We start from the raw sequence: 15,338 nt of genomic DNA, 5'->3' as shown, positions 1-15,338 counted from the left end.
CGCTAAACTGTCCCCTCGTGTCGCCCAGAGCTGGCGTATAGCTTGAGGTAGTCTGTACTGGTTACGATGCCCGCGGCTGCGCCACTGGCGTCTACCACCAGTGCGGCATTGAGCTGATGGGCCAGCATCAGCCTGGCGAGTTGGTGGGCATCGGTTTCGGGAGAGGCCGTCAGAAAGGCGGGAAGCTCAATGTGAACCAGGCTCTGGGTCATGGCATTGGCCTCGTGTTCGTGCAGCCAACCAAGGAGCCAGCGCAGATCAACAAGGCCAGCCACGTTGTTTTCCGCCATGATCACCAGGTGATGAACCTGATGCTCATCCATCACTGACAGCGCTTCGGAAATGGTTGCTGAAGCCTGCACCGAGTAAAGTGCCGGTGATGAAATACGGGATACGGGCAGGTAAGCGCGATCTTCGCGACGCTCGCCGGCTGCCGCTGCCCCATATTCCTCCAAAGCCTTGTACCGACCGGCATTAGCCGCCTGCTGAAACTCTGCGTCTGTTGCCTCGCTCCTGCCGGGATTAATCGCCTTGGTTTCTGCCAGCTCCGTGACATCGCCCACGGGCCTTGCCCGGAATGTCTCCGGTAGCCGGGTGCCGACCGGTCGGCCGGGTTCGCTGACATAAATGGACATGGGCTCTCTCCGTGACTATGCCACTCTTTCCAAGGTTAACGGCAGTCTGACCGGAAACTTCAGAGGTAGTTTATTACGAAACCGCCATATGAGTCTGGTACAGACGCTGTGTTTCCAGCCGTCTGACCAGGTTCGCCGGGAGGCAGGCAGGCTGCCCGGTCAGTTGGTCCGCCAGATACTCGGCCAGCAGCGGAGCGTAGGTCAGGCCTTTGCTGCCGAGGCCGGTGAAGAGAAAGAGACCATCCAGAGAAGCGCTTTCGCCATCGAATACCGGGCCGGCGACGGGCTGGTAATCGCGTGTGGTGCATCGAAAGGCGACCCGGCCGTCCAGATCCGCGCCACCGGGTTTTTCGCTTGTGGAAGAAAACAGGGACGGCAGCATTGAGCCGAGTTCCTGCATGTTTTCGTTATGGCTTTCGATCGTCGGCAACGGGTTGTTGTCGCGAAGATCAAAGGTGGCTCCAGTCACGGCGATCTCACCGAGCGTCGGATTCAGGTACCGGTTGCCACAGATAACGGCCTTGGGGCTGATAATGGCTGGTGCCGGAAGGTGTGAAACCTGGCCCCGTATTGCTTTCAGCCGAAAGCGCCCCTCTGCCGGAATGAGTTCCGGGCTGAGATGACCCGAGCAGATGGCCACGCGGTCGGCCACGATGGGCGATCCGTCTTCCATGGATATGTGCCATTGCCCGTTGCAGGGCTGGAGCCCGCTGACGGTGGCACCGAACGCGGTCGATATCAGCGGGTGGTCAGCCAGTGCTTTGCACAGGTTTCCCGGCTCGAGCCAGCCACTGCCGGGAAACCAGAGACCGCCTGTTTGCGTCGGAACGCCGGCAAGTTTGCTGGCCTGATCCCGGTTCACCGGCCATAGAATATCCCCGGGGTATTCGTTTCGATCGAGAAATTTCGCCTGTCGGCCCTCTTCCTGGGGGCTGTGGGCCAACTGCAGCAAGCCAGTCGGATGCCAGTACTGGTTGCGCCAGTTGTTGTAAAAGCGCTGGGCAAAGGTCAGGGCCGTGAGGGCCAGTTCGGTCTGGTCGTTGAACTCAACTCCCAGCTTTACGTAAAGAGCGCCCTGGGCATTTCCGGACGCGCCGTTCCCCGGCCCATGGGAATCAACGAGTGTGACGGGCAGACCCCGCTCGGCGAGATTTCGTGCCAGCGTGCAACCTGCAATGCCCGCCCCGATGATGGCGATGCTCCCGGATTGTTCGGGTTCAGCCCGGGCCGACGCCTCAAGTACTCCCTTCAGCATTTCCCGCTTGCGGCCGTACCCTGAGGTTTTCTCCATGTGGAATCCGGCCTCGAGGAAAGCCCGACGGATCCGACCGACGGAAGTGAAGGTAGCCAGCGTTGTGCCCGGCCTGCTATGGGCACGAACCAGGCGGATGGTGTTCTCCAGCCACATGTCCGGATTGCGGGCCGGAGCAAAGCCGTCCAGAAACCAGGCGTCGGCTTTAAAATCCAGGGCTTCCCAGGCGTCATTGATGTCGCCGAAAAACAACGTCAGTCGAACCCGCCCTCCGTCGAGAACCAGTCGGTGAACCCCTCGCACCAGAGGTGGGTAATGCAGAAGCAGTTCGTCAGCGAGCACCTTTAACTCGGGCCACAAGGCGAGGGCGCGGGTCAGGTCTTCCCGAGTGAGTGGGAAACGTTCCACCGAGACAAAATGCAGGGTAGCAGCATGGGTTGGCGCATGGTGGCGCCAGGCCTGCCAGGCTGCCAGAAAGTTCAGGCCGGTTCCGAAACCGCTTTCGGCAATAGCAAAGCTCCCGCCCCGGGGAATCTGCGTGAAGCGCTCCGGCAACTGGTTATGCTGCAGAAAAACGTGGCGGGTTTCCTCCAGGCCGTTGTCCCGGCTGAAGTAAACATCGCCAAACCGCTTTGATTCCGGGACCCCGTCGTGCCAGACCAGTTCAGCTGGCTCGATCGCAGGGGGCTGCAATTGCCGGTTCACGGTGTCAGCCTTCGGATTCAACCACGGTGACGGTTTCGATGGTCACAGGTTCCACCGGCACGTCGGCCATGCCCTGTTTCCGGGTGGTCTGTTTGCGGGCGATGGCATCGACAACACCCATGCCCTGGGTGACCTTGCCAAAAACCGCATAGCCCGGGCCGCGGACGCCGGCATTCAGAAACCCGTTGTCCGTGAGATTGATAAAGAACTGTGACGTTGCAGAATCCGGCGCACTGGTTCGCGCCATGGCAATGGTTCCACGAAGGTTCGGCAGGGTTTTTGTGGCTTCATTGCGGATCGGGGCGCGGGTCGATTTCCGGGACAGCTCCTCGGTAAACCCGCCGCCCTGGATCATGAATCCGGGGATAACGCGGTGAAAAATGGTGCCGTCGAAGAAACCCTCCCGGGCGTACTGCAGGAAATTGGCAACCGTATCCGGGGCGACATCCGGTCGCAGCTGGAGCTCGATTACGCCCTCGCTGGTCACCATGCGAACGATTGGCAGTGGCTCGTTGGCGGGCTGCTCATTGGTCTGGGCCATTGCCCAGGAGGCCGGCACCAGCAAGGCGAGAGCCATCAGCAGTACGGGTGTCACAGTTTTCAGGGGTTTTACCAAGTTTGTCATTTGCAACCGCTCTCTGTGTTATGCGCAGGCGTTTTAGCTGCGACAATTCAGCGAATTCTGTTATCAGGTGCCAGATCTTACCAGAAGGGGATGGTAAAACGATGACTGTATCCACGCACATTGCGTTGTGATCGTCTAACATTCCGGGTATCGGAAAGCATGGATCACATTAGCCGAGCCGGGTTGTACGGTTTTCACTGTTCAAAAGGAGACACTGGGTGAGAATCCGTCAGGGATTTGAAGAAAAGTCACGCCTCGGGCGGCTGCTTGTTAATCGCGGCTACCTGTCCGAGAAACAACTGGATGAGGGCCTGAAGCTCCAGCGCGAAACCGGACAGCGTCTGGGTGAGGTGTTCATCCAGGCCGGCTGGATCAGCGAAAAAGAACTTCACCGGGTCCTGAAGCACCAGTCCCGGTATCGCAACGCTGCGGCGCTCGTCACAGCGGTAACGCTGCCATTCCAGCCCCTGGTCACCTTTGCGGCGAGCAATTCGGCCGAAGCGTCCCAGGCATCGCTGGAGGCTGGTGAATTGTATGAGCGCGGTAAGCTCGCTCCATTGAGCGAGACTGAGCTGGCGGCCGTCTCAGGTCAGGGAGACCCGAACCTGCTGGAGCGTATCGGTATTGTACGCGATATGGTTGAGAATCCGGCGGGTGACGGCGAACAGGGCGCAGACGGATCCCCAGATGTCATCGAGGGGCTGAAACTTACCGCCAATATTTTTGTACCGGTCCTCAACTTCCTCGACTCGGACCTGACCATTTCCGGTGTCCACTACCGCGAGGGGGAGCCGCGCTATCGGGTGAGGGAGGATGGCGCCTTGATGCTTGCGTTCCCCGAGCGCATCGAGGAAATCCGCATGGACAATATCCGGGTCAGCGGTAGCCAGGGTGCCTCAATGGGTAACGTGAGTATCCACGACATCCGCTTCCATCCGGACTCCCAGATGACAATCTATACCCGATGAAGTAAAAAGCGTTGCCTGCCAGGGCCCTGCTCAGGCGCTGGCAAGCACTGTGCTGCTGGAAACTGTGGTCTGCTGGCCTTGGGCACCGTACAGCTTTTGCTGACCGGTGGCGCCACGGAAGATGTCGGTAAGCCGGGACAGGCGTTTTTGCAAATGGCTTATCACCCGACCGTTGGTCTGGTTCAGCGTCTGACAGGCCCGGAGTTTCTGATCCGCTTCCTGCCAGAGCTGGAACAGCTCAGAAAAGCCGCCGCTGCGGATAAAACGGGAAGGCTCGCCGCCTTCCGGGCGGTATCCCATCTGGACCAATGTCCGGATTTTCTGTTTGGCGCGTTCGCGAACGGCACCCAGAAGCTCGTTTTTCTCTTTGGTCAGAGTTTCCAGCTGTCGGAGGTCGGAACTGGCAAGGCATGTCTTTTCTTTTTCGAGAATATCAGCCAGCGTCTCCAGCTGACTGACATCCTGGGAAAGAAGGGTCTTCAGATCATCGATTGCGGCCATGGTTTACTCACCCGAAAATGCTTTCATCCATCTCAAGCATTTTCTGGGCCAGTTTCTCGGCGTCAATCTTGTAGGTTCCGTTCTCCAGGGCGGAGCGGATCTGTTCGATGCGGTCGTCATCCATTTCCGGATAATCGCCCAGCTTCTGTTCAAGCTGTTTGAGATTCTTGGCCTGATTGCTCAGGCTCACGTTCTCGCCCCGGGCACCCTGGGCCTGGGTTTTCGCCTGTTCGTTGGTCGCCGGCTGGGTATTCTGGGTGCCGGCGCTTTTGTCGGCCGTGGTTCTCTGGGTGTTGACCTGGCCGGGGCCAATTCCATTTAAGTCAACTGACATATCTGTACCTGCTTGCCTGTCGCGCCGCGTGAATGCAGCGCTTACTCGAGTTTATGTCTTCTTAACGGCGGGGCCGCGAAAACCTTTAGTAATTTTCAGTAGTTTTTTCGTCTCTTTTTTTCTACCGGGTTTCCGGCAGGGATTTGCCGCACCGGCAAGCTCATGCCGAGCCGGGCTTACATCGGGATTTCGACATGACCTGGCGCAACAACGCTGGCCTTGATAGTGCGGGAGGATCGCAGATTCTCAACCAGAACCTGTTCGCCAACCCCTGCGCTGGCAAGGGCCTTCCCGCGCGAACGCACTGAGAATCCGCCCGTTTTGGCGGTGATGATAACATGGTCGCCCCGTTCCACGGCATTTGGCGCGGAGAGCATATCCGGCGTGATCAGCGAGCCTGCGTTGACCGACCGGCGCACTTCCATGCCAATGGCCTGTTGCGCGTCGGTAATGACGCCGCGCCGGGAGGCATTGATTTCAACGGACTGCTTGGTCAGGAGGCCTTCGGTTACCCGTTCTCCCCGTGTCAGCGGTCTTGCCGCCACAAGGGCCGGCCCGTGGATGGAAACGGAAGCCGTCACAAACATCCGCCAGGGCCTTGATCCTTCGCAGGCCACCTGCATCGAAGGGCTGGTGCTTTTCCAGGGATCTCCACTGAATTCGACACTCAAGGGCTTCTCGCATTCCGCGAGTGCAAGTCGGTCGTCGATGGAGCCCGGTTCAAAGGATACGGTGTAGCCTTCTGCGGCCTGTTCTCTGGCGAAGCCGTCAAGAAATTCCAGTGTCGCCTGGCGAATCTGTTCAGCGGTTGTGTCAGCCAGCAGCGGGGCGCTCAAGCAAGACATTAGCAGTATCAGAGCCAATTTGGTGGTGCGCATACGTAGCAGTTTGTCCTATGCTGTCAACAACAAGGCAGAAAAGCCCGAATCCGGCTAAGGATTCGATGGCAGTGGCCGTTAAACGGGCTAATCCGCCGCTGATATGACGGCTTTCCGTCAATCACGCTATTATTCAGTGACCAGCAAGATATATGCCGTTGTAATTCCGGCAGGCCAGGAGAATCGAAATGGCAGGGGTATTGGACAGTGTTAACCAGCGCACTCAGATGGTCGGGAAAAACCGTCTTGAGCTGCTTCTTTTCCGCCTGAGGGGACGGCAGATATACGGTATTAACGTCTTCAAAGTGAAAGAGGTCCTGCAGTGCCCCAAGCTATCGTCGCTGCCCAATAGTCGGCCGGTAGTTCGTGGCGTCGCTCATAGTCGTGGTGAGACGATTCCCATTATCGATTTAAGCATGGCTATTGGTTTGCCCGGCATTCCCCAGGACGAGTTGGCGACCAGTTTCGTAATCATCACTGAATACAATCGCAAAACGCAGGGCTTCCTGGTTACCGGCGTTGAGCGGATCATGAACATGAACTGGGAGGAAATTCTGCCGCCACCGAAAGGGGCAGGCAAGGATGTATATCTTACCGCTGTAACAAAAATTGATGATAAGCTTATAGAAATCATAGATGTAGAAAAGATTCTTTCGGAAGTTTCTCCGCTTGGTGAAGACGTGACCGAGGCTGTACTGAGCAAGAGCGCAGAGCGGGTGCCCGGGCATCTTCCGGTATTGGTAGTGGATGACTCCTCTGTCGCACGTCGCCAGATACAGCGGTGCCTGACGGCAATAGGCATGGAGGTTGTGCTTAAAAATGATGGCAAGCAGGCATTCGAGTATCTGAAAGAAATCACTGCGGACGGCTCCCGTGCGAAAGACCATTTCTCATTGATCATTTCTGATGTCGAGATGCCGGAAATGGACGGGTATACGCTGGTAACCAAAGTAAAAGATGACCCGGCTCTATCCGATATGTTTGTTATGCTGCACACCTCCCTCAGTGGTGTGTTCAATCAGGCGATGGTGAAGAAGGTCGGGGCCGACGACTTTATGGCAAAGTTCAGTCCGGACGAGCTGGCGGAGCGGGTAATGGAGATCATCGACCAGGGTTGATGGCGCCGCTCGAAGATTCACTCAGAACAGAGATCCAATGAAAGCGGAAATAACGCCACAGGAATATGAAGCCTTCAAATCGTTCCTGCAGGATGCCTGTGGGATTTTACTCGGCGAGAACAAACAGTACCTGGTAAAAAGCAGGCTGCGCAGGATTCTCGAAGAGAACAGTCTGAATACCCTGGGTGAACTCCTTGATCGCCTCAAGCGTCCCGGGCGGGGCGGCCTGAAGGAGGTGGTCATCGATGCGATGACCACCAATGAAACCCTGTGGTTCCGCGACAATCACCCTTTCCGGATTCTCCAGGAAAAACTGCTTCCCGAGTTCGCTGAGCGCAAAACCGCCCAACCCCTTCGTATCTGGTCGGCGGCCTGCTCAACAGGTCAGGAACCCTACTCCATCGCCATGATCGTGGAAGAATTCCGGCGTGCGAGGCCCGGGAAGCTTCGCGACGTGAAAATCACGGCCACGGATATCTCCAAAAGCGTTCTGGAAGTCGCCCGCAAGGGTGAATACGAGATGATCGCCATTGGCCGGGGCCTGTCACCGGAGCGACAAAAGCAGTTCTTCACCCCGTCCCTGAATGGCGGCTGGCAAATCAAGCCGCAAATCCGGAGTATGGTGGAGTTCAAGGAATTGAACCTGCTTGAGCGCTACATGCTCGGCAAGTTCGACATCGTGATGTGCCGGAATGTTTTGATCTATTTTTCCGCAGATCTCAAGAAGGACATCCTTACCCGGATGCACGCCACCCTGAATCCCGGCGGCTACCTTGTTCTGGGTGCCTCCGAATCGCTGAACGGTTTGCCTCACCTCTACGAGATGGTGCAGTGCCATCCCGGAATCATCTACAGGAAAAAGTAGCCCATGCCCCTTAATGTCTGGGTCCTGGTTGCTGCCCAGGCGCTCGCCATGTGCACCGCGCCTTTTATTGTGTTTATCGGCAGCATCCAGGGACGATTGCTGGCTCCAGCGCCTGAATATGCAACGCTGCCCGTCGGTCTGGTGGTAGTCGGTACTGTACTGGCCATCAAACCTGCAACCTGGTTGATGGAACGCATGGGCCGCAAGCGCGTGATGCTGCTCGGTGCGGTCATGGGCATCCTCGCCGGTCTTCTCGGAGCGTTGGCCTCCTGGTCCGGTCTGTTTTCACTGCTGTGTCTGGCGGCAGTGGTCGGTGGTACCGGCCTTGCGGTCGTTCACCAATACCGGTTTGCCGCCATGGAATCCGTGGCACAGGGTATGGCCGGCTCTGCCGCCGCCCGTGTGCTGCTGGGTGGTCTGGTCGCGGCCTGGCTCGGGCCGGAAGTGGCAGGGCTGGGAAGCGGCGCAGCCGAGCGGTATCCGTTTCTGATCAGCTGGGTTGGGCTCGCCGTGGTTCAGGCCGCAGCCCTGTTGATTCTTGGTGCTGGCTACCGGGCCGGCGCTGAGCGAGTACAGGAAACGCGGCCTGGCGGAGGGCGTCCCTTGCGGGAAATTCTCGGCAACCCACTGGTTTGGGCTGCCGTCAGTGCGGCCGCCATTGGCTATGCGGTGATGAGTTTCATAATGACAGCAACGCCGCTGAGTATGACCGAGATGGCCGGGCATGATCTGGACGACGCCAAGCGCGTGATCCAGCTTCATATCATGGCCATGTATTTACCCTCGCTGATCAGCGGCTGGCTGACCCGAGTTGTGGGCATACCGCTGATGATGGCCGCGGGATTGCTGGCGTATTTGGGCTGCATCGGCCTGGCGGCCAGTGGCGTGAGTTTTCACCATTACCTTTCAGCGCTCCTGTTACTCGGTGTCGGTTGGAATTTTCTCTTTGTTGGCGGCACAACGCTGCTGCCCCGGGGGTACCGGGATGCCGAACGTTTCCGGGTTCAGGGTCTGAACGACATGATGGTCTTTGGCTCCCAGGCCACCGCTGCGCTGTCTGCCGGCGCTATTCTGAGCTGGCTGGGGTGGGGCGGCCTGGTTATGGTTGCAGTGCCATTCCTCATAATTCACGGGTTGTTGATGACTCTGTGGCTGTTGCGCGAACGAGCGCCCGAAGCCGCCGTCAAAGGGAGAGAATAATGCTGATAGATTTCGAGGGTATGGATCCGAAGGACGCCTACCACATCCTGACCCAGACGGTTATCCCCCGACCGGTGGCCTGGGTGCTGAGTGAAAATCCGGACGGCGACTTCAATCTGGCGCCGTTCTCTTTTTTCACGCCCATTACCAGCAATCCACCCCTGCTGATGATTTCGGTTGGTAAAAAGCCGGCGGAGGGTGTTTCCAAGGACACCCGGGTCAACATTGAGGCAAGAAAGCATTTTGTGGTTCACATCGCCCATCGGGATCTCGCCGCCGCAGTTACGGAATCCTCACGAACGCTGCCCCATGGCGAATCGGAGCTCAAAAATCTTGATCTGGAGCTGGTGGATTTCGAGGGTACAGGCTTGCCCCGGCTCAAGGACTGTCACGTCGCCTTTGCCTGCGAGCTTTATGACATCAAGGAAATTGGTGCAGCGCCGCAGTCGCTGGTATTCGGGAAGGTTACCCGGGTCTGGGTATCGGATGCGGCGGCCCGTTACGATGACAAGAATCGTCTGACCTTCGACGGCGCTGCGATTGATCCCATTGGCCGCCTGGGTGGTAGCGAATATGTCACCTTCGGTGAGATTCTCAAAATTCCGCGGCCCTCCTGACGCTGACAGGGCAGATCCATGGAACAGTTGAATCTTCGCCACCTGTATTATTTCTGGGTAATCAGTAGGGAAGGGTCGATCGCGCGCGCCAGCGAGGTCCTGGAGCTGGCTCCGCAGACGCTCAGCGGTCAGTTGGCGACGTTTGAGGCGTCGGTGGGTGGTCGCCTGTTTTCCCGGGAGAGACGCAAGCTTATTCTCACGGACCTTGGCCGGCTGATTCTCGGCTACGCCGATGATATTTTCGCCCTGACTGGCGAGCTTGCTGAAACCCTCCGGCTTGATCCTTCCGAGCGTCCCTTGACCCTGCGCGCCGGCGTATCGGCTTCCATTCACAAATTGATTGCCTATTACCTGTTGCAACCGGCTATGGCAGGTGAGCGCTCCGTTCAGCTGGAATGCCAGACGGGCCGGACCGAGGACCTGGTGCTGAGCCTGAAGCGCAAGGAGCTGGACCTTGTGCTGACTGACCGCATGCCGAAACTGCAAGAAGATGGCAACCTCACAGTGCATCCCCTTTCGGGGTCCAGCATGAGTCTGTATGCCGCACCGAAGCTCGCGAAAAAGCTGAGGAAAGGGTTTCCGGAATCCCTCAATGGCCAGCCGCTGCTGGCCAACGCCACCGACGCCCCTTACTTCGAGCGGTTGATGAACTGGTTCTCCCTGAACGGGGTCCGCATGAAACTCGTAGCCCGTGTCGACGATAGCGCCCTGATCAAAGTGTTTGGCAGCCAGGGCTATGGCGTTTTTGCCGCACCAACATCAATCCGTGAGGAGGTGTGTCGTCAGTATGAGGTAGAGCAGATTGCCTCAATCGACGAGGTAATGGATGAGTTGTTTGCCATCACTCGGGGCCGAAAAACTGCCCACGAAGGTGTTCGGGCGATCGTTGAGGCGCATGCTGACAGCAGAGAAGCCTAAGTACATCGAAAATGTCGAAGTTAAAAGCTCACAAAAGCTTATTTTATCGATTCCTGTTCCTGTCCATGATGGAGTTGTGAAAGGCAGCAACCCGAAGAGGAGCAGCAGCTATGAAAACCATCCACAAATTCCGTCTGGAACCGGGCAAGGAGCCGACCACGCTCACGCTCAAAGAGGGTTACAGGGTGGTGCGCAGCGAATACATCGTGCCCCACAAGGCCGTTTACCTTTGGGTAGAGCAGCCCCTGAGCGTGACCACACCGACCCTGGATCGCCAGTTCCGTGTCGCTTTCTCGGGTGAACCCGTGCCAGACAGTTTCGAGTATGTCGACACCGCTCTGGATCCATTTGGCCCTGAGGCGTATCACGTGTTTGCGGTCCCTGCGGACGAAGAGGCACTCTTCAGCCCGGTGTCAGAGGGCGCAAGCAACGACGCATTCAGCAGGCACAACTGGCAACGCACAGCGATCTCTTAGCCTCTTCAGGGCCCTCCGGGGCCCTTTTTTAATGCGCTTCGATCGGTAGATGACCGGTTTTTACCCAGATAATCGTTTCCTCATCCACGAACGGGTGGTGCTGACTCATATGCGGGCTGCGAATCCAGGTGCCGGCGGGATAGCGCCCATGCTCGTCACAGAATTCCCCGGACAGCACAAAAATTTCCTCACCGCCGAAGTGCCGATGGGGCTGAAAGATCTCCTTGGCCGGCCACTTCACCAGGGCGACGTGCTCGTGCTCGAACTCGTGTAGAGGCATTACCTCTAGCCCTCCGATACCCGGGAGCCACGGAGTATTGCGGGTGTCGATGCGCACCGTCGACTGATCACGCTCATCGAACTGATGAAGTTTGACCAAGAGGGTGCAACCTTCCTTGCTGAACGGGGCGTGTCCGCTGCCGGGCGCATTGCGCAAATAGGTGCCGGTCGGATAATCGCCGGTCTCGTCGGAAAACACGCCTTCCAGAACCAGGATCTCCTCGCCCAGGGGGTGCTCGTGTCGCTTGAAGGAGGCTCCGGGCTCGTATCGGACGACGCTGGTGGCATGCCCACGTTCGGCCTCCTCACGGGCCAGGGGCTTTCTCAGAACACCTCCCGCGGGGCTGGGAACCCACTCCTCCTCGGTGGTGCGAACGACAACCTTCTTGGAAAAGTCCATATTGAGCATTGTGAACCTCGAAAACCACCTGTGACTGAAGCGATTGTCTACGTATGTAGCTGCACAGTGGATGCCTCTATTTGATCAGGGCCTGGATGTTCCGGAACTGCGGATGCTTGCAATGGCGCATCCACTCGAACGCGACCATTTCAAGCGTTACGATCCTTGCGCCGCTCTCGCTGAGGCGGTCCAGCGCAACATCGCGATCAAACTCGTTACGGGACCCGGTCGCATCCGCCACCACCCAGACCTTGTAACCCGCATCAATCAGGCTCAGAGCGGTCTGCATCATACAGACATGGGTCTCGCAACCGCCTATGACAATGTGCTGTCGGCCCTCGGGTAGCTGATCAACGAGACCATCCGGGCAGGCATCAAAATGGTGCTTGGCCAGAGTCGTGTTACACAGTTCCCGAATGGCTTCAACGTTATGCCCAAGCTTGTCAGGCAATTGCTCGGTTCCCAACACAGGAACCTCCATAAGCCCGGCAATGGTGGCCAGAACGATGCACCGGTCCACCACTTCATCACCGTGGCTGATGGCGGGCATCAGCTTCTCCTGAACATCGATTAGCACCAGTGTCGATTGCTCGGCTTTCATCAGCATTTTTATTATCTCCCGATTGCTTTGATGATTCCTGTCGGCATTGTGTTAACGATAGCCCTGAATCTGTTCAACCGGTAAACACAAAACCGCCCAGGCAGTAATTTTTTCGACGATTTTCCGCCAGGGAGTTGCCAACCGCCCATAAAACCATTAAAGTTTGCGCCCTCAAATGAGCGACGACATCGCTGATTTGAAACAGTTTATTGGAGAGGTGGCCGAGTGGCTGAAGGCGCACGCCTGGAAAGTGTGTAAACGTTAATAGCGTTTCGAGGGTTCGAATCCCTCCCTCTCCGCCAATACAAAACCCCAGCAGAGATGCTGGGGTTTTTTATTGGCGGAGAGGGAGGGTAGAAAGAACCCTCGCGGTTCGACCGAAGCCTGCAAAGCAGGCTGAGGAACGTCGGAGCAAAGCGACGACGGCCCCGAAGGGGTGAGGGCCGCAGGCCCGAATAATCCCTCCCTTTTTGCCATACCAAAGCGCTAATTTTCACTCAGAAAATCAGCCTTTCATTCTCTCGCTGATAGCGTTTAGTACCGGTACCGGTTGATCAGTTTCTTGAGCCAGAATGTGCTCATGATAGGGTGGATACCCGCGGACCGTGAATGTTTGCTAAGGTCGCAAAGCGAACATTGAGACCTCTTCAATTTCCGCCATCTAAATCGGTATCGGTAGCCTGTTGGACGACTTTAGTTCGCGCAGGGAGACGTTGGATCGGATGCTCGTAACACCTGGCAATCGCCGCAATACACGTTCGACGAAGCGACTGTAATCATCCAGATCTTTAGCAACGACTTGGAGAAGAAAATCAGCCTCGCCAGTCGTATTGTGGCAAGAAAGAACGTTCGGGCTGCATTGAATAATCCGTTGAAATTCCTCTGTTGTTTCCTCGCTATGCTCATTACACCCTAGCTGGACGAACGCCAAGACACCCAGACCTAGCGCTCGCCGATCCAGGACTGCCTGATACCCGGCGATTACTCCGCTCTCCTCAAGTCGCTTTAATCGACGCCAGCATGGCGTTTCGCTTATCGAAAGTCGCCCCGCTACCTTGGCATTGGATAGCCTTCCATTCTCTTGGAGCATATCGAGAATATCGGCATCCACTCTATCAATTTTGAACATTTAGAAAGATCCATTCATTAAAAAACTATCTATTAAAAGACTATTTCATTTTATCTCAATTTTGTAGTGTGAATAGCAAGGTATTTTCAGGCTGTCGGAATTAACATAGAGAATCCGAAGCATTCACTGAAAAGAGGAAAGCACCCCATGAAGGCCGTTCTGATTGAGAAGTTTCAGGAGCTACCCAAGCTCGTTGAGGTGAACGATCCAACCCCCGAAACACATGGCGTGGTCATTAAAGTAGAGGCCACCGGTGTATGCCGATCTGATTGGCACGGCTGGATGGGGCACGACAAAGACATCGAACTACCCCATGTGCCCGGACACGAACTGGCTGGAGTGATCACTGCGGTTGGCAAGAACGTCTCCAACTGGAAAACTGGCGATCGTGTGACCGTCCCTTTTATTTCCGGTTGCGGTTCATGCTCGGAATGCCATGCTGGTCATCAGCAGGTTTGCCACAATCAGGAACAGCCAGGTTTTACTCATTGGGGTTCCTTTGCCGAGTACGTCGGTATCCACCAAGCTGACTTAAATCTTGTGGCCTTACCCGAAAATATGGACTTTGCGACAGCAGCCAGTCTTGGGTGTCGGTTTGCCACCTCGTTCCGGGCCGTTGTCGATCAAGGTAAGGTAAGTGCCGGACAATGGGTTGCGGTCCATGGCTGTGGCGGAGTCGGTCTATCTGCGATCATGATCGCAAATGCTGTTGGCGCAAATGTGATCGCAATCGATATAGATGACAAAAAGCTCGCATTGGCAAAGAACTTGGGAGCAGTTGCAACCCTGAACGGCGCAGCTGTGGCAGACGTGCCTGAGGCTGTCATTGAATTGACCAAAGGCGGGGCTCATGTGTCTTTGGATGCCCTCGGCCATCCCATGACCTGCTTCAACTCAATTCAAAATCTTCGACCACGCGGGAAGCACATCCAGGTTGGCCTGATGCTGGGAGATCACACCACACCGCAAGTCCCGATGGCCAAGGTGATTGGTAAGGAACTGGAAGTTCTTGGTTCCCATGGCATGCAAGCATATCGTTATGGTGCGATGCTGGACATGATCAGCTCCGGCAAGCTCGATCCGTCCCGCCTTGTCGGCAATAGGATTTCTTTGGAAGAAGCTCCAGAGGCCCTCATTAACATGGACAAGTTTCAGTCTCTCGGCGCAACTGTAATCACGAGTTTCTAACTGCAAGGATCCAATGTGTCGTGAGTAGTTAAACATGATCAATGCACTCAGAAAGCAGCGGAAATAGAGATCTTCGAACGCTGAGACTATGAGAAGGGTTCATCGAGTGTGGTGCGAATGTTCGCTTTTGTTTAATAGCCGTCATTGGCCGGACTAAAGAGCAGACATCAACTCCCTACCTGGCCCCGCCCGGTACTTTGTTCAGTACCAGGAAAACGCCAATTGTCATTACTCCCAGCCCAGTAAGCCTCTTAAGGCTCATCGTGAATTTTTGCACGCCCATCAAACCAAAGTGGTCGATTAGACTCATCGCGATGAGTTGTCCCAGCAAAACGAATGCAATAGCGTTGGATATCCCAAAGCGAGGTGCTACCCAGGTGATGGTCAGGATGTAAAAGAGAACAAAAAAGCCGCCGAAATAGAAGTACACGGGGACATTGGCCGGGAAAAGTTTGTCGGGAAGCCCCTCGGTGGTGACCAAATAAGAGATCGCTAAAACCAGGGCAACGAAAAAGAGGATCGTTGCGGCCAGGGCTGGGCTTTGAAGTCTCGCGCCGAGTCCTCCGTTGAGCGTTGCCATCACGGGTATTCCGATACCTGCGATCAACATGAGCAGGGCATAGACGAATGAACTGTTCATTTTTATCCT

Annotated in this window: 18 protein-coding genes and 1 tRNA gene; 9 read left to right on the top strand and 10 right to left on the bottom strand. The window is 56.3% G+C overall.

The features are described from left to right. Positions 1-2: 2 nt before the first annotated feature. The 3 genes from GJU83_RS15145 to GJU83_RS15135 form a co-directional block, all read right to left on the bottom strand. Complete coding sequence (locus tag GJU83_RS15145) at positions 3-635, bottom strand: CBS domain-containing protein (protein ID WP_069185016.1); 633 nt, start codon at positions 633-635, stop codon at positions 3-5. A 73-nt stretch (positions 636-708) separates the two neighbouring features. Next, a complete protein-coding gene (gene mnmC / locus GJU83_RS15140) occupies positions 709-2,592 on the bottom strand; it encodes a bifunctional tRNA (5-methylaminomethyl-2-thiouridine)(34)-methyltransferase MnmC2/FAD-dependent 5-carboxymethylaminomethyl-2-thiouridine(34) oxidoreductase MnmC1 (RefSeq protein ID WP_153634635.1) in 1,884 nt (627 codons plus the stop codon). Between the two features lie 4 nt (positions 2,593-2,596). Beyond that, positions 2,597-3,217: a peptidylprolyl isomerase gene (locus tag GJU83_RS15135; protein ID WP_069185018.1), complete on the bottom strand. Its 621-nt coding sequence runs from the start codon at positions 3,215-3,217 to the stop codon at positions 2,597-2,599. A 218-nt stretch (positions 3,218-3,435) separates the two neighbouring features. On the opposite strand from GJU83_RS15135, the gene GJU83_RS15130 reads away from it, so the two are divergent. After that, a complete protein-coding gene (locus GJU83_RS15130; protein WP_069185019.1) occupies positions 3,436-4,185 on the top strand; it encodes a cyclic di-GMP-binding domain-containing protein, MshE-related in 750 nt (249 codons plus the stop codon). A gap of 30 nt (positions 4,186-4,215) precedes the next feature. Here the strand turns inward: GJU83_RS15130 and GJU83_RS15125 are convergent, their stop codons facing one another. From GJU83_RS15125 to flgA, 3 genes are all read right to left on the bottom strand, one after another. Then, the gene (locus GJU83_RS15125) at positions 4,216-4,686 is read right to left on the bottom strand and encodes a flagellar protein FlgN (RefSeq protein ID WP_069185020.1); all 471 of its coding nucleotides are present in this window, start codon (positions 4,684-4,686) and stop codon (positions 4,216-4,218) included. A gap of 7 nt (positions 4,687-4,693) precedes the next feature. Beyond that, the gene (gene flgM, locus GJU83_RS15120; protein ID WP_069185021.1) at positions 4,694-5,020 is read right to left on the bottom strand and encodes a flagellar biosynthesis anti-sigma factor FlgM; all 327 of its coding nucleotides are present in this window, start codon (positions 5,018-5,020) and stop codon (positions 4,694-4,696) included. Positions 5,021-5,196: 176 nt separating this feature from the next. Further along, positions 5,197-5,898, bottom strand: coding sequence for a flagellar basal body P-ring formation chaperone FlgA (gene flgA, locus GJU83_RS15115; protein WP_069185022.1), 702 nt, complete (start codon positions 5,896-5,898; stop codon positions 5,197-5,199). Positions 5,899-6,086: 188 nt separating this feature from the next. Here flgA and GJU83_RS15110 point away from each other — a divergent pair, with 188 nt between their 5' ends. From GJU83_RS15110 to GJU83_RS15085, 6 genes are all read left to right on the top strand, one after another. After that, positions 6,087-7,016: a chemotaxis protein CheV gene (locus tag GJU83_RS15110; protein ID WP_069185023.1), complete on the top strand. Its 930-nt coding sequence runs from the start codon at positions 6,087-6,089 to the stop codon at positions 7,014-7,016. Between the two features lie 37 nt (positions 7,017-7,053). Continuing rightward, entirely contained in the window at positions 7,054-7,881 is an 828-nt protein-coding gene (locus GJU83_RS15105) for a CheR family methyltransferase (protein ID WP_069185024.1), read from the top strand. Between the two features lie 3 nt (positions 7,882-7,884). Then, on the top strand, positions 7,885-9,081 hold the full coding sequence (locus GJU83_RS15100; RefSeq protein WP_069185025.1) for an MFS transporter: 1,197 nt from the start codon (positions 7,885-7,887) through the stop codon (positions 9,079-9,081). Further along, positions 9,081-9,698 carry a flavin reductase family protein gene (locus tag GJU83_RS15095; protein WP_069185026.1) on the top strand — a complete coding sequence of 206 codons (618 nt, stop codon included), beginning with the start codon at positions 9,081-9,083 and terminating at the stop codon, positions 9,696-9,698. The genes GJU83_RS15100 and GJU83_RS15095 overlap by 1 nt, the downstream gene beginning before the upstream one ends. Positions 9,699-9,716: 18 nt before the next feature. After that, on the top strand, positions 9,717-10,616 hold the full coding sequence (locus GJU83_RS15090; protein WP_069185027.1) for a LysR family transcriptional regulator: 900 nt from the start codon (positions 9,717-9,719) through the stop codon (positions 10,614-10,616). A 110-nt stretch (positions 10,617-10,726) separates the two neighbouring features. Next, the gene (locus GJU83_RS15085) at positions 10,727-11,092 is read left to right on the top strand and encodes a DUF7352 domain-containing protein (protein WP_069185028.1); all 366 of its coding nucleotides are present in this window, start codon (positions 10,727-10,729) and stop codon (positions 11,090-11,092) included. A 28-nt stretch (positions 11,093-11,120) separates the two neighbouring features. Here GJU83_RS15085 and GJU83_RS15080 read toward each other — a convergent pair whose 3' ends face one another. Further along, the gene (locus GJU83_RS15080) at positions 11,121-11,780 is read right to left on the bottom strand and encodes a cupin domain-containing protein (protein WP_069185029.1); all 660 of its coding nucleotides are present in this window, start codon (positions 11,778-11,780) and stop codon (positions 11,121-11,123) included. 67 nt (positions 11,781-11,847) lie between these two features. Continuing rightward, positions 11,848-12,378 (bottom strand): isochorismatase family protein, encoded by a 531-nt coding sequence (locus tag GJU83_RS15075; RefSeq protein WP_069185030.1) that lies wholly within the window; start codon positions 12,376-12,378, stop codon positions 11,848-11,850. Positions 12,379-12,583: 205 nt separating this feature from the next. Here GJU83_RS15075 and GJU83_RS15070 point away from each other — a divergent pair. After that, positions 12,584-12,674 (top strand) — tRNA-Ser (locus GJU83_RS15070). 359 nt (positions 12,675-13,033) lie between these two features. On the opposite strand, the gene GJU83_RS15065 is transcribed toward GJU83_RS15070, so the two are convergent. Continuing rightward, entirely contained in the window at positions 13,034-13,501 is a 468-nt protein-coding gene (locus GJU83_RS15065; protein ID WP_069185031.1) for an Lrp/AsnC family transcriptional regulator, read from the bottom strand. 147 nt (positions 13,502-13,648) lie between these two features. Between GJU83_RS15065 and GJU83_RS15060 the strand changes: the two genes are divergently transcribed. Beyond that, positions 13,649-14,689, top strand: a complete 1,041-nt coding sequence (locus GJU83_RS15060; protein ID WP_069185032.1) for a zinc-dependent alcohol dehydrogenase family protein — start codon at positions 13,649-13,651, stop codon at positions 14,687-14,689. Between the two features lie 175 nt (positions 14,690-14,864). Here GJU83_RS15060 and GJU83_RS15055 read toward each other — a convergent pair whose 3' ends face one another. Further along, on the bottom strand, positions 14,865-15,329 hold the full coding sequence (locus tag GJU83_RS15055; protein ID WP_069185074.1) for a DMT family transporter: 465 nt from the start codon (positions 15,327-15,329) through the stop codon (positions 14,865-14,867). Between the last annotated feature and the right edge of the window lie 9 nt (positions 15,330-15,338).

The sequence above is a fragment of the Marinobacter salsuginis genome (assembly GCF_009617755.1).
GTDB classification, from domain to species: Bacteria; Pseudomonadota; Gammaproteobacteria; order Pseudomonadales; family Oleiphilaceae; genus Marinobacter; species Marinobacter salsuginis.
This window is presented reverse-complemented; position numbering and strand designations above follow the sequence as displayed.